This is a genomic window from Psychrosphaera aquimarina, from assembly GCF_032461525.1.
Taxonomy (GTDB): domain Bacteria; phylum Pseudomonadota; class Gammaproteobacteria; order Enterobacterales; family Alteromonadaceae; genus Psychrosphaera; species Psychrosphaera aquimarina.
The window spans coordinates 765740-784846 of the sequence record NZ_JAWCUA010000007.1 but is presented as its reverse complement, the minus strand read 5'-3'; the positions used below and the strand labels follow the sequence as shown (position 1 = coordinate 784846).

Sequence of the window (19107 nt, the reverse complement as noted above, 5' to 3'; positions counted from 1 at the left end):
GGAATAATTACAATGCAATTATTAAATCTAAAAGACACAATTAAATTTATGTCGATACGCCGTTTTAGTATGGCCTTATCAATAATTCTAATTCTTGGAGCTTTTGCGTCATTTATGACAAAAGGGCTAAATTGGGGATTAGATTTTACTGGCGGTAGCTTGATTGAAGTTTCTTTTGATCAAAGCGCTGACTTACAAAAAATTCGTTCAGTAATGGACGAAGAAGGTTTTAGAGACGCAACCGTGCAAAATTTTGGTTCTAGTAAAGACGTATTAATTCGTTTAGCGCCAATAGAAAATGCAGATAAAACAACAGCAGACTCTAAAATGGTTGGCAACCGTATAATGCAATCATTAACGGCCATGGATGATACCGCTACAATGCGTAGAATTGAATTTGTAGGCCCAAGTGTTGGTGGTGAGCTAAGAGAGCAAGGCGGCTTAGCAATGTTAACAGCACTTATCTGCATATTAATTTATGTTGCTATGCGATTTGAATGGCGTTTTGCTTTAGGCTCTGTATCAGCGCTTGCTCACGACGTTATCATCACTGTTGGTTTGTTTAGTGTCTTAGGTATTGAGTTTGATTTAACTGTTTTAGCAGCTGTATTAGCGGTTATTGGTTATTCACTGAACGATACTATTGTTGTATCTGACCGTATCCGTGAAAACTTTATAAAATTACGACAGGGTGATGCAGAGGAAATTATTAATATTTCTTTAACACAAACCCTTAGCCGTACCATGATCACATCTATTACAACTGCTTTAGTTTTATTTGCTTTGTTGTTGATGGGTGGAGAGTTAATTAAAGGTTTTGCTATAGCATTACTGTTCGGTGTTGTTATTGGTACTTATTCATCTGTGTATGTTGCCAGTTCAATAGCACTTGGTTTAGGTATTAGTAAAGAAGATCTAATGCCGACTGTCGTTGAAAAAGAAGGCGCCGATCAAGACGCCATGATGCCTTAACGGTAAATAGTAAATTTGTTAGAAATAAAGCCTTTCTGATTCGTTTGAAAGGCTTTTTGTTAGGAGAAATACCCATGCCATCTTTTGATATAGTTTCTGAAATAGACATGAATGAAGTTCGTCATGCAGCAGAAAACAGCAAACGTGAACTGGCCACTCGATTTGACTTTCGTGGTGTTGATGCCTCGGTTGAATTTAAAGACGAAAAAGTGAAATTGACGGCTGAAGGGGAATATCAAATAAAGCAATTGTCAGATATTTTACGTTCACAATGTACTAAACGTAACTTAGATGCGAAGGCGATGAATGCGTCAGGTAAGATAGATATTACTGGCAAAACGCACACGTTATGGGTGGACTTTAAACAAGGCCTTGAACAAGATTTATCTAAGAAAATTGTAAAGATGATCAAAGAAGATAAGTTTAAAGTTCAGGCGTCTATACAAGGTGATAAAGTTCGTATTACAGGTAAAAAGCGTGATGACTTGCAGCAAGTCATGCAAATGTTACGACAAGCTGATTTAGCCCAACCATTGCAGTTTAATAACTTTAGAGATTAGTTCTATAAAGAGCACTATTGATGCAATAAAAAACCCAAACATTAGTTTGGGTTTTTTTGTACGATTTACTATTTATTAATTAATAGCTATTCGTTACTTATTTTTCATAAGTTCAGCGTCTAATTCTTCTTGAGCTTTGTACGCTTTAAATTCTTGATATAACACTTTTTCTTGATCGATCGTCACTGGACGTTCGCTTTGTTTTAAGATGTTATCAAACAATTCTTTAGTTGAAGAAGAACCTAATGCCGTTAATACGCATAGTTGGTTTTTACCATCAAAGTTTGCATAAGACGTTTTAATTACTCGAGAACCTGTTAATGATTGCTCAGTTAACTGTTTTGAAACTGAAGTGAATGTTGAGCCAACTTGCGCTTGTCCTGCTACATCAACACGCTCTTGATACGTTTTATCAAGTGCCTTAACTTTTGTTCCAATTTGCTGTGCTAAATCAACACGAGATAACGCGGTTGCTTGAGCCTTGTCAGTTGTCATGCTTCCTGAAGAAGATACACATGCCGCTGCAGCGATACCGTCTTCAACAACCGGGTTTAACACCCACTCAGGAATATTGGCATTTAGCTCATCCGGTGTCTCTGGTGTGCTTCCACAAGCAGTAATTGCCACTGAAATCGCAATAGCAGTTGATAATTTTGTAAGCTTATTCATGATTTGTCCTTATTTTCCAATAACCAAATAAATATCTCAGGTTGTAATTTGTCGTTAATTTTCATCTTCATATCAGCAATATAGGCAGACACTATAGATTCTGTGTATTGATGAGACTTGCTCATCAATGAATAATAACCATCTGTGTTAGACGTTAATTTTAGATCATTTTCCACGTTTATATTTTTTGTTTTTGCCATTTCAAACAAGCCACGTCTGACCGCTACGTTTAGCAGGTCACTGAGGCGCCCAGTTGACGTTTGACCTTTGGCATAACCAACAACTCCCAATATATTACCTAGCAAGGGTTGATCCATCCAGTTGTGAAATGCACTTATATTTGGGGTATTAAGGGTAACTTGTGAATATAAAGTTCCCTTGTCATTACACATTTCGCCAATGGTTATGGTATTTGTTTGTTGGCTTAAATCTGTAATTGAGTATCTTTGTTGAATATTTGAAATGGTAAGGTGACTGGTATCTGAATGTAACAAATCAATAACACCTACCACCTTTGCTCGATTAATGGTGTTCGCTATGCTTTGTGAATTGTCGATAATCTTTTTTATTTGATTATTTGCAAATATAGTTGGTGCGGCGACACTGATAAAAGAAACCTGTTCTGAGTGATCTTCACAAATCCAAGATGGCGAACATTGTTGAATGTTGCAGCTTGTTATAGCGCAGGCTTGAGAGGTGTTGCTAGCATTAGGGTTAGTAGAAACTAAACTATAAACTTTATTCTTTTGTTGATAGTCCGCCAAGAAATATAAGTTTTCTCCACCAAGATCGTATTTTTCAATTGTTGTTAGGTTAATATCAAATTTAATTTCTGTTTGGCCTTCAGATAATAACCAGTTATTAATCGCATTCGCTTTTGCAAAGTGAAGCGGGGGTAGGTTTGAAGCACTTATTGTACTTGCAACACCATAAATTTGTTTGTGCTCGATATTAAGATTAGATAACCAACATGGTGGATTAGCATGTGCAGAAAATGGTGGGATAATGATGAAACTAAAGACTAAAAATACAGGCGGATTTATATTACAGCCTTTTAAAAGTGCCAATTTTGCAAAAATATGACGAATTAAATGTAAGTCCATTAATTTAATTTATCCAAACCGATAAAGCATAATTGCTCTTGGTTGATACTATAAGTAAATCTTTATTTACTGCAAGCTCTGACAGAAAATAAAAACAAACATTCAGTATATAGTTATGAACAAATCACAGTATATTGTTATGAACAAATCACAGTATATTGTTATGAACAAATCACAGTATATTGTTATGCTTTGAGGCAAGTCGTTATTTTAAATTTCTAAACATTAGGAAATATTATGGAACCAGAAGTGTTATTAAATAAGTTAACTGAGTTAGTTTTAGCTAACGGACCGGACGTGCTTGCAGCCTTAGCCGTTCTTTTTGTAGGTAGCTGGATTATCAAAGGTATTATGAAAAGTGTGCAAATGGCACTGGATAAAGGCAGTATCGATCCATCGCTTAAACCGTTTTTGCTTAGCATGTTAGGTATGTTGCTTAAAGTCATGTTGGTGATTAGTGCGCTGGGCATGCTGGGTATTGAAATGACATCTTTCATTGCCATATTAGGTGCCGCTGGTCTTGCTGTCGGTATGGCATTGTCTGGAACATTACAAAACTTTGCCGGCGGAGTGATGATATTACTTTTCAAACCATTTAAGGTTGGTAATGTTATTGAAGCACAAGGATATGTTGGAACGGTTTCACAAATTCAAATATTTAATACCATTTTAAAAACGCCAGATAATAAAACGATTATTATTCCAAATGGTGGATTATCGACTTCATCAATGATCAACTATTCAACGGAAGAAAAAAGACGTGTTGATTGGACAATCGGTGTTGCGTACGGTGACGATTTAGATAAGGCTCGTCAAGTTATTAAGCAATTAGCGGATGCTGACGATAGAATACTAAAAGATCCTGAAGTTTTTATAGCGGTATCTCAATTAGCTGACAGTTCAGTGAACTTTGCAGTGAGAGCTTGGGTTAAAGCACCAGATTATTGGGGAGTATACTTCGATATGAACGAAAACGTATACAAAACATTTGGTAAAGAAGGGCTTAATATCCCATTCCCTCAAATGGATGTGCATTTACACAAGTAAACAGCGAAGCACACAATAAGTTGATAAGAACCGACATTTTTGTATTTAAAAATGTTGGTTTTTTTGTGCCCGATATCATTAACCGCAGGGTTACCCATTTACAGCTTATACAAATCAATCTAAGGTCAAAATACATAAAATTAAAGAGATAAAATTATGAAATCTAAACATTCATTAACTCGGATTATTCAGATTCTTGTTGGAATATTGCTTATCAATAACCTGACTTATGCAGACAACACTGAAACGGATAAAGCGGCAATAGAGGCTCAAGCAAAAGCCTTTTCAACAGCATTTGTTGCCGGGGATATCGATAAAATCATGGCGATTTATAGCCCTAATGCCAAGATTATTTACGGTAATAACCCCATTGAAGACAATATTAGCCGTATTCGAGCGTACTGGACCCCAAATAAAAAGAGTGAATGGAAATTACAGTGGCATAAAACGAACTCAGAAGAGTTATTAATAAGCGGAGACTTGGCCAGTGATGTTGGATATTACTCAGGTTTGAGTAAACACCCGAGCGGCAAAGAAAGTCAATTTAGAGGTACTTATGTGATCGTTTGGAAAAAAGTAAACGGCATATGGCGAATGCATCTTGATATGTGGAGCAGTATTAAAAGCTGATTACCTTTAGTTAAGTTATTAAAAATAAATAACCTCATTAGTCGATAAATACAAAGGGTGCAGCGCCATGACTTTATTAAACATTGGACTTTGCAAATAGTTGTTTAGCCACTTTTGTAGATTAGGATAAGGTGATTGTAAATACCACTGGCGTTCTACCTTAGCAAATTGGCGGATAAAAGGCAGTATTGCTAAGTCGGCCATACTCTCATTATCTGACACCAAAAATGTATGTTGTGTTAGCCTTAATTCCAAGTTGGCAATATAGCGTTCACAGTTCTGTCGGAGCTCAACTAAGTTATCTTCATGATAACGTTTGGCCGCTTTGTACCGTTCTAATGCAGCTTTAAATTCATTATCAAACTTTGCCACTAAGGCAAACATATCGCTTGAAGCGACTGAATCTTGGCTATGTAATAAATCATCAGGATCATTTTGTGTTAATGCCCAAAGCATGACATCAAAGCTTTCATCAATAACTTGCTGAGTCTTACCTTCTGGAGTTAGTAACACCAAAACGGGGACTGTGCCTTTAGGTGATGCGGTTAACATTTTGGCAGGTTTATCATTTAATACGATGGATCGTAGAATAACCGGATTCTTTGAGCGAAAAATGGCAAGTCTAGCACGCATGGCAAAAGGACAGTTTCTCAATGAGTAAAGTATTGGTAACTGGTTAGTTTTATTCATCTTATTTTCTGTCACGCCGCCCTCTTTGCAAATATGTATGTCATTGCGATTGATTGTACTAGGAATAAAACACTTTAACGATATTCATCTGCTCATTATACAGGTAAAATCCCCGCCCAAAGTTTTGCAGATAACAAGTTGTACTTATGAGCCTACAAATGAGCCCTAAAATTGAATTACTCGCCCCTGGTGGAGACGCCGAAGCCATTAAAGCCGCAATTATCGCTGGAGCCGATGCCGTTTATTGTGGGTTAAACACTTTTAATGCACGTAATCGTGCGGGTAATATCACATTTGAACAACTTGTTGGTTTAATTCGTTTGGCGCATCAGTATGAATGTCAGATCTTTTTAACCCTTAACATTGTTATTTTAGAACATGAATTTAAGGCGCTAACTAAGTTATTAAACAAGTTAGTAAACACCACGTTAGACGGCGTGATAGTGCAAGATTTTGGTTTGCTTTATATTTTAAAGAAACATTATCCAACCTTAGATATTCATGCCTCTACGCAAATGACCACGCATAATGCTGGACAAATCCCATTCTTGAAAAAGTTTGGTGCATCCCGTGTTAACTTATCCAGAGAAATGAACTTACGCGAAATCACTGCACTCACTAAAGTGGGTGTTGAACACGATGTACTAATGGAAGTATTTGTTCATGGTTCGCTTTGTGTGGCGTTTTCTGGTTTGTGTTACTCAACATCTGCCAGTGTGGGTAATTCAGGTAACCGAGGCCGTTGTAGTCAAGCGTGTCGTGAAGAATATGAAACTACTGAATCTGGCAATAACTTCCCGCTGAATATAAAAGATAATTCCGCCTTTTTTGACTTACCTGCATTAATCGAAGCTGGCGTTCATTCTTTTAAAATAGAAGGGCGCATTAAAGGCGCAAGCTATGTACACACAGTCGTAGATAGTTTCCGTAAACAGATTGACGGATTCTTGAAAACCGGTGAGTTATTAGAAGATGGCGAGCGTTTGTACAAAGTATTTAACCGCGATTTTTCCAATGCCTTTTTACGTGGTGACTTAAATCAGTCAATGTTTATCGACAACCCGAGAGATAACTCTAAAGTTTATGCATTAGAGAAAAACGGTGTAGAAAAACAAGTTGCAGAAAGTTTAGTATTAAGAAAGCCAGGTATTGAGAGCAAAGATTTAATTTCGGTCGTTCAAATTCAAAAAATTGAGAAAGACCTGAACAAAGAGAAAAGCGAACTTCAAGGCATCATGTTAGATAAAATTAAACATCTAAACATTGATAAAATACCATTAACTTTAAGCTTCTCCGGTAAACTTGGTGACGTATTTACCGTCACAGTCACCACTCAAGAGTATGTATCTAGTTTATTAACAACAGAAACTAAATCGTTTGTACTTCAATCTAGCAGTCCGTTAGCTAAAAGTGAGAAACTGAGCTTAGATGACAACGCGCTTGATAAAAGATTTAGAGGGTTAAACAACGAAGAATATGACTTACAAGCTCTAAACTCAGATGAGCTAGATGCAGGATTAACTATCCCTTATAAAGAATTGACCGCGATTAGAAATGAAATTTCAATCGTTCTTAATAAAAACGCACCAATTCATCCAGAAGTAACTTTACCACCGTTAACCAAACATCAGAAACCGCAAACAGATGGCCTTAAAAAAGCGGACTTAAGTATTCTAATTTGTGACGAAGCGGATGTGGCTTTGGCAGGTGAAACTGATGCTGATATCTATTTCAAATTACCAGATGCTTATAAACGTGATTGCACCAAGTACATAGATTTTTTGAATCAAAACCCGCGTTTAATCCCATGGTTTCCACCAGTATTAATTGGTAAAGATTACGACGTTGCGGTAAATATTTTAAAGCAGGTTAAACCTAAGCTGATTGTGACTAACAACACAGGTATCGCTTATGAAGCCAACGCGTTAGGGATTAAATGGATAGCCGGTCCGTTTTTAAATACCACTAACTCTTATGCGTTATTAGGTTTACAGCAAGAGTTTGATTGTGCCGGTGCGTTTATCTCTAACGAGATAAACTTTAAACAAATTAGGCATATTGCGCGTCCGGATAACTTTAAGATGATGTATAGCATTTATCATCCAATATTATTGATGACTAGCAGACAGTGTTTCTTCCAACAAAGTGTGGGTTGTGAAAAACCACGTATAGATAACGGTTGTATGTTGTCTTGTGATAAATCTACTAGCATCACAAATCTCAAAGGTGATTCGTTTGCCATCGACAAACAAAAAGCAGGTTATCCAAGTATTTATAATCAAGATCAGTTCTTAAACACTGAGATCATCAACGATTTATCTGACTTGTTTGATACTTTTATGATTGATTTAACTAATATTGGTGCAGGCGATAAAACCTCACCAGATAAAGTGACCTTGATCCAGCAGTTTGAACAATTACTTAGTGGTGAGACAGCGCCAATAGAAACGATTAATTCATTAGTGCCAGACTCAACCGTAGTGCAATACCATAACGGTTTGTAGTTCTATTAACGTAAGGTTAATACTAAATGTTAATAAACAAAAACAGCGCTTAAATAGCGCTGTTTTTTATTGCTTAAAATATTATACCTTGTTTCTTCTTATTTAAATTTCAGCCGCAATAATAGAAATTTCAACTAATAAAGCTTCACGAGCCATATTAGCGGTAACACAAGCTCTTGCTGGGGCAAAACCCTCAGATACCCATTTGTCCCAAACCTCGTTCATTTGAGCAAAATCTTGCATATCTTTTAAATAAATTGTGGCCGATAAGATATGTTTACGGTCACTTCCAGCTTGAATTAATAATGCATCTACTTTTTCTAACATAGTCTGTGTTTGTTCAGTGATGCCTTGAGAAGCATCAGCGCACACTTGGCCACATAAATAAATCACACCATTGTGTTTTACAATACGGCTCATTCGTTGTTTGGTTTCTAATCGTTCAATGGTCACTGCTATTCCATAAATTTATAATTAGGTTTAAACCCAGATGGTAACTGACATTTGACTTAAGTGGAAAGAAAGTGGTCGATAGTGATAGGAGTTTGCTAGGGATTATTAGATTGAATTAATCTATAAAATTTCATACATAAAAAAATGGCACTTTTTCGAAAGGGCGGCTCTTAAGGAAAGCGAATCCCCCGTGTTTACTAATTTCATAAACATCTGTGAAATTCAGACATAAAAAAACTGATACTCCCTTAAGGATATATCAGTTTAGTTTTCTCATTTAAGAGAAATGGTACCAGCGGTCGTTATTTTTGAAACTCGGGAACCGACACTTCTATCGAAAGGGCGGCTCTTATGGAAAGCGAATCCCCCGTGTATAGCAATTCTCAGGCATAAAAAAACCGACAGCTCTAATTGAGTTAGTCGGTTATGTATTTACTCGAATACTATCAAAGTAAATGGTACCAGCGGTCGGACTCGAACCGACACTTCTTTCGAAAGGGGATTTTGAATCCCCCGTGTATACCAATTTCACCACGCTGGCACTGAATTTAGCGAAGTGAATTATAACCACGGTTTGTATGCATGCAAGTGATTTATCAATATATACGCCTTGAGTGTTTATATATTGTGCAAATTACTAAATCAACACGCTCTATGTTGTTTGGATTTAATGCTTTTGTTGGTAGACTAACGCCCAGTTATTATTACTTACATTGAATATTTATGTCTGAAGTTTTCCCTCGCGCAGGTTTTTTTAAACGTTTGTCTGTCATAGTTTATGACTTATTGGCTGTAATTGCCTTATGTATGCTGTTGAGTATTATTAATTTAGGCGCGTTGTATGCGCTGCAAGCATTTGGCTTATTTGAACTTACAGGTTATCAAGATCATTCTGCCTATTTGAATCAACAATGGTGGTTTAAAGTAGAAACGGTTGCCGTTATTTGGGGATTTTATGCATGGTTTTGGCATGACGGCGGTCAGACTTTAGGCATGAGAGCATGGCGGGTTAAAATTCAAAGCACCAACGATGAGCCTGTTACCTTTATAAGAGCAGCCAAAAGAGCCTTGTTCGCGTTATTTGGTTTAGGTAATATCTTAGTGTTGCTAATGCCTAAAACTAAGTTGTCGTTACAAGACAGACTTACTAATACAGAAATGGTGGTGTTAACTAAAGAAGCTAATAAACAGGTGTATTTACGTGGAATAGAAGAGCCTTTACCAAAAAAGGCTCATATAGATGAAGCTGTACCAACAGAAAATGCAGTAAAAAAAGAACTATAAATAAAAGTTTATACTTTTTTGCTTACAGCTTACTATTTCTGTTTCTTAGTCAGCAAATGCATAGCCAACAAACTAAATACCAAGGTTGGGGTAAATGCTCCAATTACGGTTGGCACTTCATAAATTAACGACACCGAACCAAATATCTTGTCGAATAAAAAGAATGAGAAGCCGGTAATAATTCCTAAAATTACCCTAGCGCCCATCGTGACACTTCGTAACGGACCAAAGATAAAAGACAAAGCGAGTAACAACATTACAGCCACATTGATTGGCTGAAATATTTTGCGCCATAAGGCGAGTTCATACCGACTGGCACTTTGTTCATTTTTGTTTAAGTATTGTAAATACTCCACTAGGTCAGATACGGCCATACGTTCTGGTTTTATTGACACAACGCCCAGCTTTTCAGGCGATAACTCCGTTGGCCATGGTAGCCTATCTAGTAATACAGTATCGATTTTATTTTGTTGCCAACGTTTTATAATTACGTCATCTAATAACCAATTACCGTTACTAAAACTTCCTGATTTAGCCGTTATTTGTTGGACTAATTTTAAGTCATCATCAAAGTCGAAAACCGTTACGTTAATTAAATCACCATTTTCAGTCACTTCTTTGATGTTAATAAACGCGTCGGTATCTTTTGCCCACAGTCCTTGTTCTGCTGAATATAATTTACCACCAGAAACTGCTTGGGTTTTTAATTCTTTGGCTGATTGAATTGCGTAGGGCACACCCCATTCCGAAAAAATCATCATAATGAAGATGAGGATAGTACTGGATTTTAATACTGCAGAAACTACATTGGCTTTGGACATGCCGATTGCTTGCATAACCACTAATTCAGAATTACTCGCCATAGCACCCAAACCAACGAGCCCACCGATCATGGCTGCCATCGGAAAAAACGCCTCTAAGTCTTGAGGAATAAGATAGATAGTAAATAGCCCAGCAGTCAAAAAGGTAAAGTCGCCACGGCCAATATATCCAAGTTGATCTATGAATCTAAATAAAGAGCTGATGCCTACCAGTACGGCTAATGTCACGCCGATTGAGCTTAAAACAGTGCGACCAATATAACGGTCGATCAAAGTCATCATAATTAGTCACCTTTCCTTGTTAATTTTAACCATTTTTGCCTGATCAAACCGCCGGAACTTCGGTCTTTAATTAATAATAAGCAGGCGGTGACTAACCCTAATAAATGGATCCACCATAAACCGATATAAGTAGGTAAGTGACCATCTTCTATCGCAGATTTAGCTAACACTAATAGAATGTAATAGGTAAAGAATATGCCAAGACCCGGTAGAATTTTACCAAACCGTCCTTGTCTTGGGTTTACTGAACTTAATGGAACGGCAATCATAGCGAGTATTGGGATGGAAAGAGGGATGGCGATACGCCATTGGAACTCAGCAATTGCGTCTAACTCTTTGGACTTAGCTAACTCTAAAGTTGGCAGTGCGGCATAATTACGGCGACGCTTTTCAACCGCTTGGTCTTGTAATTGGATTTGATACTCAGAGAAAGTCAGACGTTGTGAAGCATCATCTTTACCAATGTAATATCTGTGACCTTGAGATAACACTAAGTCTTGTTTGCCACTGTCGTACTCAACAATTCGACCTGTTTCCGAATAAACAACATTATCAACGCCATCTTCGTTGGCATTGGCAACAAATACTTTTTTCATTATGTAGGTTTTACGTTCAATATCATGAACAAACACAACTGAATCGCCACTGCCTGCCTTTTGAAAGCGGCCAGCGGTTAAGGTAGATAATACACCATCTGCGGCGGCGGCTTCTCTGGCTTGGTATTCATATTCAGCGGCCAATGGGGCTAAGTATAAGGTCACACTGCCGCCAACAATGGCTAAGATAAATGCATAAATTAACGTAATACGAGTGACAAACCATTCGGATACACCACAGGCTTTTAAAACACTCATTTCGTGATCGCTATAAAGTCGACCATAAGCCAACATGACGCCTAAAAATATACTTAAAGGCAGTATAACGGCAGCCAGTTGAGGAAAACGAAGTCCAATAATGGACGCAACAAGATAACCTGGTATTTTGCCCTCTGAAGCATCGGCCAATACTTTGACAAATGTTTGGCTGAGGAAAATGCTCATGAAGACTAGAAAAACCGCAAACTGCGACTTAAATACTTCAGCGGTTAAATAACGCAGAATTATCACAAATAAACCTTAGAAAACTTATACTTTTACTGGAATAATGCCAATTTATAAGTAAACTTCTTATTTTCATAAGAAAACTATTTTGTAATACTTGAAGTTGATAAGTTACTTACAATTTTGGCGGCCTAATAATAACAGGCATGGAAATTATTATAATGATAAATCCATCAATCGCCGATTAATATTTCAATAAATAACAAAAAATAATCAAAATGTAGTGCAATTGGAGAAATCATGGAATTCAGTGTTAAAAGTGGCAGCCCGGAAAAACAGCGCAGCGCCTGTATAGTTGTAGGTGTTTATGAACCACGAAGACTCTCTCCCATTGCAGAACAATTAGATCAAATTAGTGATGGTTACATAAGTAACTTATTACGACGTGGTGACCTTGAAGGTAAACCAGGCCAAGTTTTATTATTACATCATGTACCTAATGTATTGAGCGAACGTGTTTTATTGGTTGGTTGTGGTAAAGAACGTGAATTAAACGAACGTCAATACCGCCAGATTATCAAAAAAACTATCGATACTTTAAACGATACAGGTTCAATGGAATCCGTCTGTTTCTTAACGGAAATGCACGTTAAGGGTCGTGATACATATTGGAAAGTTAGACAAGCGGTTGAAGCAACGTTAGACAGTCTGTATAGCTTTGATGCACTTAAAAGTAAAAAAGACGAAGCTCGTCGTCCTCTACGAAAATTAGTATTTAATGTACCTACACGACGCGAATTACCTATAGGTGAACATGCGATTGAACATAGTTTAGCTATTTCAAATGGTGCAAAACTGTGTCGTGACGTAGCAAATATGCCACCAAATATTTGTAATCCAGCGTATTTGGCCGAACAAGGTAAGTCGTTAGAGTCTTATGACAAAGTATCGGTTGAAACCGTTGGTGAAGAACAAATGGCTGCACTAGGAATGAATTCCTATTTAGCAGTTGGCCGTGGCAGTGACAACGAATCAATTATGACCATCATTAAATACAATGGTGGGGCGTCAGACGAAGCACCAATCGTATTAGTCGGCAAAGGTTTAACCTTTGACTCAGGTGGTATTTCCATTAAACCGGCCGCAGGCATGGATGAAATGAAATACGATATGGGTGGTGCCGCTGGTGTATTAGGTACCATGCGTTCTTTAGCTGAATTAGATTTACCTATCAATGTTATTGGCGTTTTAGCTGGTTGTGAAAACATGACGGGCAGTAAAGCGTATCGCCCAGGTGATGTATTAACCACTATGTCGGGTAAAACCGTTGAAGTGTTAAATACCGATGCGGAAGGACGTTTAGTTTTATGTGATGCGTTAACTTACGTTGAACGCTTTGACCCTGAACTTGTAATTGATATTGCTACGTTAACCGGCGCTTGTGTGGTTGCGTTAGGTAAACATGCATCTGGCTTATTAAGTACACATAATCCTTTGGCGCATGAGCTGTTAAATGCCTCTGAGCAAAGTGGTGACAGAGCATGGCGTTTACCTTTATGGGATGAATATCAAGACCAATTAGAAAGTCCATTTGCTGATTTTAGTAATTTAGGTGGGCGAGATGCAGGGACTATTACCGCTGCATGTTTCTTATCTAGATTTACAAAAAAATATAATTGGGCGCATTTAGACATTGCTGGAACCTCATGGGTAAGCGGTGGTGCTAAAAAAGGCGCGACAGGGCGTCCGGTTCCAATGTTGACTCAGTTCTTAATGAACCGTGCCGGTATTTCGGTTGAAAGTTAGAACGTTAGAATTAATAACAAAACGAATATAACCAATGAATGCAATTTTCTGGATATTATCAGAACAACAACAAGCGCCATTACACGCCAAAGACAGTGATGTAACGGCGCACATTCATTATGCCTGCGTGTTAGCAGCGGATTTGTATCGTCAAAATAAAAAAATACATATAGGTGTTGAAAACCAAGATCAAGCACATATTGTTGATGATTGGTTATGGCAGTTTGAGGCTGATAGATTTATCCCTCATAATTTGCCGGGAGAAGGCCCTCATTATGGATCACCAGTAGAAATTAACTGGGAGCCAAGTCAACAACGCCGGGGCTGTTTTGTTAATACCTGCCAAACATTACCTGATTACGTTTCTAAGCTAAAAGGTGTAAATGAATGGCATGATTTTGTGCCCAATGACGAAGCTGGCAAAGCGGCTGCGCGAGAGCGATACAAGTTATTGAAACAAGCTGGTTTTAATTTAACCACCAATCAAATTCCAGATTCGATCGTGTAAAACGAAGTAGACATCAAATTTAATCTTTACAGAAATTCAAGGCTAAAACCATCATGGAAACAACTTATAACCCAACCGATATCGAACAATCTTTGTATGAAGAGTGGGAATCTAAAGGTCATTTTAAACCTTCAGGTAAAGGGGACAGTTATAGCATCGTCATTCCACCACCAAACGTCACTGGTAGTTTGCACATGGGGCATGCGTTCCAACATACTATTATGGATACGTTAACGCGTTATAAACGTATGGATGGTTTTAATACCTTATGGCAAGTGGGAACGGACCATGCCGGTATTGCTACGCAAATGGTGGTAGAACGTCAACTTGCTGCACAAGGTGAGGTTACTCGTAAAGATTTAGGTCGTGAAAAATTCATCGACAAAATTTGGGATTGGAAAGCAGAGTCAGGTGGCACGATTACCAAACAAATGCGCCGCCTAGGTAACTCGGTAGATTGGGAACGTGAACGTTTCACTATGGACCCTGGGTTATCAAAAGCCGTTGAAAAAGTATTTGTCGATTTATACAACGACGATTTAATTTATCGTGGTAAACGTTTGGTTAACTGGGATCCAAAGTTACAAACGGCTATTTCTGACTTAGAAGTTGAGAACAAAGACAAAAAAGGCCACATGTGGCACTTCCGTTATCCTCTAGCGGACGGTCAAAAAACGGCAGACGGTAAAGATTATTTAGTGGTAGCGACAACACGTCCAGAAACCTTATTAGGTGATACTGCGGTTGCGGTAAATCCAGAAGATCCTCGTTATAAAGACTTAATTGGTAAATCAATTGTTTTACCTTTAGTGGGTCGTCTTATTCCTATCATTGGCGATGAACATGCTGATATGGACAAAGGTACTGGTTGTGTAAAAATCACACCTGCACACGACTTTAACGACTATGAAGTAGGTAAACGCAACAACTTACCTATGATCAATGTATTAAACTTTACTGGTCATATTCGTAATGAGTCAGAAGTTTTTAATACCAATGGTGAAGTAAGCGATGTGTATTCCACTGATCTGCCAGAGCAATTTCAAGGTTTAGAACGTTTTGCTGCACGTAAAGCGGTTGTGGCAGCCATGGAAGAGTGCGGTTATTTAGACGTAATAAAAGAACATGACTTAACTGTGCCATATGGTGATCGTGGTGGTGTTGTTATCGAGCCTATGTTGACAGACCAATGGTATGTACGTGTTGAATCTATGGCGAAAGTAGCCACAGAAGCGGTTCAAAATGGTGATATCCAGTTTGTACCAAAACAATATGAAAATATGTACTTTGCGTGGATGCGCGACATTCAAGACTGGTGTATATCACGTCAACTTTGGTGGGGACACAGAATTCCAGCTTGGTATGATGAAAACGGCAAAGTATACGTTGGTAACAGCGAAGCGGAAGTTCGTACGGCTAATGGTTTAGCGGACGACGTTAAACTACGTCAAGACGAAGATGTATTAGATACTTGGTTCTCCTCTGCGCTTTGGACTTTTTCAACGTTAGGTTGGCCTGACAATGTAGAAGATTTAAAAACCTTCCATCCTACCGATGTACTGGTAACGGGCTTTGACATCATTTTCTTCTGGGTTGCGCGTATGATCATGATGACCATGCACTTCATTAAAGATGAAGATGGCAAACCACAAGTCCCATTTAAAACGGTTTATGTTACGGGTCTTATCCGTGACGAAAATGGCGATAAAATGTCTAAATCTAAAGGTAATGTTATTGATCCTTTAGATATTATCGACGGTATCGAATTAGAAAAATTAGTACAAAAACGTACGGGCAACATGATGCAGCCAAAACTGGCGGCAAAAATTGAAAAAAGTACTCGTAAAGAATTCCCAGAAGGCATGGAAACCAGCGGAACCGACGCACTACGTTTTACCTTGTCAGCACTGGCTTCAACAGGCCGTGACATTAGCTGGGACATGAAACGTTTGGAAGGGTACCGTAATTTCTGTAATAAATTATGGAATGCTAGCCGTTACGTATTAATGAATACAGAAGAGTTTGATTGCGGTAAAAACGCAACAGATTCAGAACTTGAATATTCATTAGCGGATCGTTGGATTCAAGGGCAAATGCAAAACACTATTAAAACAGTACGCGGTCATTTGGACGCTTACCGTTTTGATTTAGCTGCTAATGCATTGTATGACTTTACTTGGAATGAATTCTGCGGTTGGTACTTAGAGCTAACTAAGCCGGTAATGAACAGTGGTTCTGAGACTCAACAACGCGCAACACGTAAAACATTGGTTGTGGTATTAGAATCGTTATTACGTTTGATGCACCCAATTATGCCGTTTATCACAGAAACCATTTGGCAACGTGTACAGCCGTTAACTGGTTTACCAACAGACGCTGAAAGCATCATGTTAAATGCGTATCCAACTTATAATGTTGATTTGGTTGATGAACAAGCGGTCGCGGATGTTGAATGGTTAAAACAGTTTATTCTGGTTATCCGTAACATACGTGGGGAAATGGACTTGTCGCCAAACAAACCAATTGATGTATTGTTACGAAACTTATCAGCACAAGACCTTGAACGTTTAACGGCTAATAAATCATTCTTGATGGCGTTAGCTAAATTAGAATCTATTAACGTGTTGAGCGACGGCGAAAAAGCGCCAGCGTCAGCATCAGGCATTGTAGGCACTATGGATGTACTTATCCCTATGGCGGGCTTGATAGATAAAGACGCTGAGTTATCTCGCTTAACTAAGGCGATGGAAAAAGCCAATCAAGAGTTACAACGTGTATCGGGTAAGTTATCCAATGAGAAGTTTGTAAGTAATGCGCCTGCGGCTGTTATTGAAAAAGAACAAGCTAAAATGGCTGAGTTCCAACAAACGGTTAATAAGCTAAAAGAGCAATACGCAGAGATTGAAGCGATTTAATTACTATGTAATAGAATGACAACAAGCTGTATTGCCTGAATAAAACGCTAAACAAAGAATTGTTTGGCGTTTTTTTTATGCGGAAATTATTGATCTTTATAAAACTTAAGGTATAGTGATATCAAAATGATATCACTATTTAAGGATTTATATCATGAAAACAGTAAAAGAGATGAAAGAGAAGGTCGGATTTTCAATTAGCGGATATTTAGTTGCATCAATATTTGCGGCTTTAATTGTCATTTTTGTAAGTAACTTGGTGCAAATGGGAGAACCTAATTTTTGGATGGTATTGTGCATTGCCCTTACAGTCATTTTATTTGCTCCAGGCTTTTTTATGGTGCAACCCAAACAAGCAAGAGTATTAACCTTGTTTGGTTCTTATGTTGGCACAATTAAATCAACAGGCCTGCGCTGGACCATTCCGCTATTTATTCGCCGTAATATCTCGTTAAGAATTCGTAATTTTGAAAGTGGACAATTAAAAGTAAACGACAATCATGGTAATCCAATTGAAATAGCAACTGTTGTGGTATGGACAGTAGATGATACGGCACAAGCCGTGTTTGAAGTGGATGATTATGAAAGTTACGTTAGCATTCAATCAGAAGCCGCACTTCGTAATATGGCAACAACGTATCCATATGATATTTATGAGGACGGGGATATTGCACTACGTAGTCACACTCAAGTTATCTCTGATGCCTTGACAAAAGAAGTTCAAAATCGATTGGAGAATGCTGGCATGAAAGTCATTGAAGCACGTATTAGCCACTTGGCTTATGCGCCAGAAATCGCCAATGCTATGTTACAACGTCAGCAAGCAACCGCTATCATCGCCGCGCGTGAAAAGATAGTACAAGGTGCCGTTGGTATGGTTGATTTAGCATTAGAGCAGTTAGCCGAAAAAGGCATAGTAGAGCTAGATGAAGAGCGCAAAGCTGCCATGGTCAGTAATCTATTAGTAGTTCTGTGCAGTGACCAAAATACTCAACCCATTGTTAATGCTGGCTCGTTATATTAAGTAGTGATATATCAGAATTACACACAAGAGCATAAACCTAAGCTCACTTAATAAGGAGCCCATGTGACTAAAAAGAAAAGTTATCCATTACGTATAAGTCCCGATGTCTTAGCCGCAATGCAGCGCTGGGCAGACGACGAAATACGAAGTGTTAATGCTCAAATTGAATATGTGTTAAGACAGGCACTAGTGTCTAATGGACGAGTGAAACTTGTACAAAAGGTGTTAACAGAAGTTGTTGAAGAGAAGGACGATGATGAAAAAAATGTTTAAATCTAAAGTCGACAAATCAATTGTTGTTATTTTGATTGCTAGTTTTTCCTTTGCATTTTTTGCTTTGTTTTCTGAAATTAATCGACCTGATCTCTATTCAAGTTTGTTATTTCTACTTAATGAATCAAGTGAATCAAGTGAATCAAGATCGGCTTTGTTAGTATTAATGTTAACGACGTTTTTTGTTGTCTTTATCTTTGTAAAAGTTAAATACCAAGTTACCGATACTCAGATCATAATTCACAATGGATTGTTCAATAAAACCATTGCTATTAAAGACGTGCGCAAGGTAACACATACAATTAACCTAATATCCGCAGCGGCGTTATCTAGAAAACGGTTAGTATTACATTACTTTGATAAAGACCAAGGTGAAAGACAAATTCAGATATCACCAAAAGACAGGAAAGGATTTTTAGCGGCTATTGACAAACCGCTATCAGATTCACTTTAACTCTATTTATAAAGTAATAAAAAATCAGTTACACATGAATGTAACTGATTTCATATCTTATGAGTTAAGTGC

Annotated in this window: 18 protein-coding genes and 1 tRNA gene; 12 read left to right on the top strand and 7 right to left on the bottom strand. The window is 37.9% G+C overall.

From position 1 onward, the window contains the following. The first annotated feature begins 12 nt into the window (after positions 1-12). Together secF and RT723_RS10020 are read left to right on the top strand one after the other, a co-directional pair. A complete protein-coding gene (secF, locus tag RT723_RS10025) occupies positions 13-972 on the top strand; it encodes a protein translocase subunit SecF (protein ID WP_315946938.1) in 960 nt (319 codons plus the stop codon). A 74-nt stretch (positions 973-1046) separates the two neighbouring features. Continuing rightward, positions 1047-1532, top strand: a complete 486-nt coding sequence (locus tag RT723_RS10020) for a YajQ family cyclic di-GMP-binding protein (RefSeq protein ID WP_216053762.1) — start codon at positions 1047-1049, stop codon at positions 1530-1532. Positions 1533-1625: 93 nt separating this feature from the next. On the opposite strand, the gene RT723_RS10015 is transcribed toward RT723_RS10020, so the two are convergent. Both RT723_RS10015 and RT723_RS10010 read right to left on the bottom strand, forming a co-directional pair. Then, the gene (locus RT723_RS10015) at positions 1626-2201 is read right to left on the bottom strand and encodes an LPP20 family lipoprotein (protein ID WP_216053763.1); all 576 of its coding nucleotides are present in this window, start codon (positions 2199-2201) and stop codon (positions 1626-1628) included. After that, the gene (locus tag RT723_RS10010; protein WP_315946937.1) at positions 2198-3304 is read right to left on the bottom strand and encodes a hypothetical protein; all 1107 of its coding nucleotides are present in this window, start codon (positions 3302-3304) and stop codon (positions 2198-2200) included. The genes RT723_RS10015 and RT723_RS10010 overlap by 4 nt, the downstream gene beginning before the upstream one ends. A gap of 237 nt (positions 3305-3541) precedes the next feature. On the opposite strand from RT723_RS10010, the gene RT723_RS10005 reads away from it, so the two are divergent. After that, positions 3542-4351 carry a mechanosensitive ion channel family protein gene (locus RT723_RS10005; RefSeq protein WP_315946936.1) on the top strand — a complete coding sequence of 270 codons (810 nt, stop codon included), beginning with the start codon at positions 3542-3544 and terminating at the stop codon, positions 4349-4351. Positions 4352-4507: 156 nt separating this feature from the next. Then, positions 4508-4981, top strand: coding sequence for a YybH family protein (locus RT723_RS10000; RefSeq protein WP_315946935.1), 474 nt, complete (start codon positions 4508-4510; stop codon positions 4979-4981). An 18-nt stretch (positions 4982-4999) separates the two neighbouring features. Here RT723_RS10000 and RT723_RS09995 read toward each other — a convergent pair whose 3' ends face one another. Beyond that, a complete protein-coding gene (locus tag RT723_RS09995) occupies positions 5000-5686 on the bottom strand; it encodes a glutathione S-transferase (RefSeq protein WP_315946934.1) in 687 nt (228 codons plus the stop codon). A gap of 143 nt (positions 5687-5829) precedes the next feature. Here RT723_RS09995 and RT723_RS09990 point away from each other — a divergent pair, with 143 nt between their 5' ends. After that, positions 5830-8175, top strand: coding sequence for a peptidase U32 family protein (locus tag RT723_RS09990; protein ID WP_315946933.1), 2346 nt, complete (start codon positions 5830-5832; stop codon positions 8173-8175). 102 nt (positions 8176-8277) lie between these two features. Here the strand turns inward: RT723_RS09990 and RT723_RS09985 are convergent, their stop codons facing one another. Together RT723_RS09985 and RT723_RS09980 are read right to left on the bottom strand one after the other, a co-directional pair. Next, a complete protein-coding gene (locus tag RT723_RS09985; RefSeq protein WP_315946932.1) occupies positions 8278-8628 on the bottom strand; it encodes a RidA family protein in 351 nt (116 codons plus the stop codon). Between the two features lie 456 nt (positions 8629-9084). After that, positions 9085-9169 (bottom strand) — tRNA-Leu (locus RT723_RS09980). A gap of 182 nt (positions 9170-9351) precedes the next feature. On the opposite strand from RT723_RS09980, the gene RT723_RS09975 reads away from it, so the two are divergent. Then, on the top strand, positions 9352-9912 hold the full coding sequence (locus RT723_RS09975; protein WP_315946931.1) for an RDD family protein: 561 nt from the start codon (positions 9352-9354) through the stop codon (positions 9910-9912). A 32-nt stretch (positions 9913-9944) separates the two neighbouring features. Here RT723_RS09975 and lptG read toward each other — a convergent pair whose 3' ends face one another. Both lptG and lptF read right to left on the bottom strand, forming a co-directional pair. Further along, positions 9945-11015, bottom strand: a complete 1071-nt coding sequence (lptG, locus tag RT723_RS09970; RefSeq protein ID WP_315946930.1) for an LPS export ABC transporter permease LptG — start codon at positions 11013-11015, stop codon at positions 9945-9947. A gap of 2 nt (positions 11016-11017) precedes the next feature. Beyond that, entirely contained in the window at positions 11018-12121 is a 1104-nt protein-coding gene (gene lptF, locus RT723_RS09965) for an LPS export ABC transporter permease LptF (protein ID WP_315946929.1), read from the bottom strand. A 234-nt stretch (positions 12122-12355) separates the two neighbouring features. Here lptF and pepA point away from each other — a divergent pair, with 234 nt between their 5' ends. From pepA to RT723_RS09935, 6 genes are all read left to right on the top strand, one after another. Then, positions 12356-13861 carry a leucyl aminopeptidase gene (pepA, locus tag RT723_RS09960; protein WP_216053774.1) on the top strand — a complete coding sequence of 502 codons (1506 nt, stop codon included), beginning with the start codon at positions 12356-12358 and terminating at the stop codon, positions 13859-13861. A gap of 34 nt (positions 13862-13895) precedes the next feature. Further along, positions 13896-14369, top strand: a complete 474-nt coding sequence (locus tag RT723_RS09955; RefSeq protein ID WP_216053775.1) for a DNA polymerase III subunit chi — start codon at positions 13896-13898, stop codon at positions 14367-14369. Between the two features lie 53 nt (positions 14370-14422). Further along, a complete protein-coding gene (locus RT723_RS09950) occupies positions 14423-17284 on the top strand; it encodes a valine--tRNA ligase (protein WP_315946928.1) in 2862 nt (953 codons plus the stop codon). A 172-nt stretch (positions 17285-17456) separates the two neighbouring features. After that, on the top strand, positions 17457-18308 hold the full coding sequence (locus RT723_RS09945) for an SPFH domain-containing protein (protein ID WP_428983656.1): 852 nt from the start codon (positions 17457-17459) through the stop codon (positions 18306-18308). Between the two features lie 63 nt (positions 18309-18371). Beyond that, positions 18372-18581: a type II toxin-antitoxin system antitoxin gene (locus tag RT723_RS09940; protein WP_216053777.1), complete on the top strand. Its 210-nt coding sequence runs from the start codon at positions 18372-18374 to the stop codon at positions 18579-18581. Continuing rightward, complete coding sequence (locus RT723_RS09935) at positions 18574-19035, top strand: PH domain-containing protein (RefSeq protein ID WP_315946926.1); 462 nt, start codon at positions 18574-18576, stop codon at positions 19033-19035. Before RT723_RS09940 ends, RT723_RS09935 begins: the two co-directional genes overlap by 8 nt. Positions 19036-19107 lie beyond the last annotated feature (72 nt).

Bases quoted from the DNA above. Each gene is read 5' to 3' on its own strand.
- RT723_RS09945 (WP_428983656.1), top strand. From the start codon at position 17,457: ATGAAAGAGAAGGTCGGATTTTCAATTAGCGGATATTTAGTTGCATCA.
- RT723_RS10005 (WP_315946936.1), top strand. From the start codon at position 3,542: ATGGAACCAGAAGTGTTATTAAATAAGTTAACTGAGTTAGTTTTAGCT.
- RT723_RS09935 (WP_315946926.1), top strand. From the start codon at position 18,574: ATGTTTAAATCTAAAGTCGACAAATCAATTGTTGTTATTTTGATTGCT.
- lptG (WP_315946930.1), bottom strand. From the start codon at position 11,015: ATGATGACTTTGATCGACCGTTATATTGGTCGCACTGTTTTAAGCTCA.
- RT723_RS09990 (WP_315946933.1), top strand. From the start codon at position 5,830: ATGAGCCCTAAAATTGAATTACTCGCCCCTGGTGGAGACGCCGAAGCC.
- pepA (WP_216053774.1), top strand. From the start codon at position 12,356: ATGGAATTCAGTGTTAAAAGTGGCAGCCCGGAAAAACAGCGCAGCGCC.
- RT723_RS10015 (WP_216053763.1), bottom strand. From the start codon at position 2,201: ATGAATAAGCTTACAAAATTATCAACTGCTATTGCGATTTCAGTGGCA.
- RT723_RS09975 (WP_315946931.1), top strand. From the start codon at position 9,352: ATGTCTGAAGTTTTCCCTCGCGCAGGTTTTTTTAAACGTTTGTCTGTC.
- secF (WP_315946938.1), top strand. From the start codon at position 13: ATGCAATTATTAAATCTAAAAGACACAATTAAATTTATGTCGATACGC.
- RT723_RS09955 (WP_216053775.1), top strand. From the start codon at position 13,896: ATGAATGCAATTTTCTGGATATTATCAGAACAACAACAAGCGCCATTA.
- RT723_RS10000 (WP_315946935.1), top strand. From the start codon at position 4,508: ATGAAATCTAAACATTCATTAACTCGGATTATTCAGATTCTTGTTGGA.
- RT723_RS09950 (WP_315946928.1), top strand. From the start codon at position 14,423: ATGGAAACAACTTATAACCCAACCGATATCGAACAATCTTTGTATGAA.
- RT723_RS10020 (WP_216053762.1), top strand. From the start codon at position 1,047: ATGCCATCTTTTGATATAGTTTCTGAAATAGACATGAATGAAGTTCGT.
- RT723_RS10010 (WP_315946937.1), bottom strand. From the start codon at position 3,304: ATGGACTTACATTTAATTCGTCATATTTTTGCAAAATTGGCACTTTTA.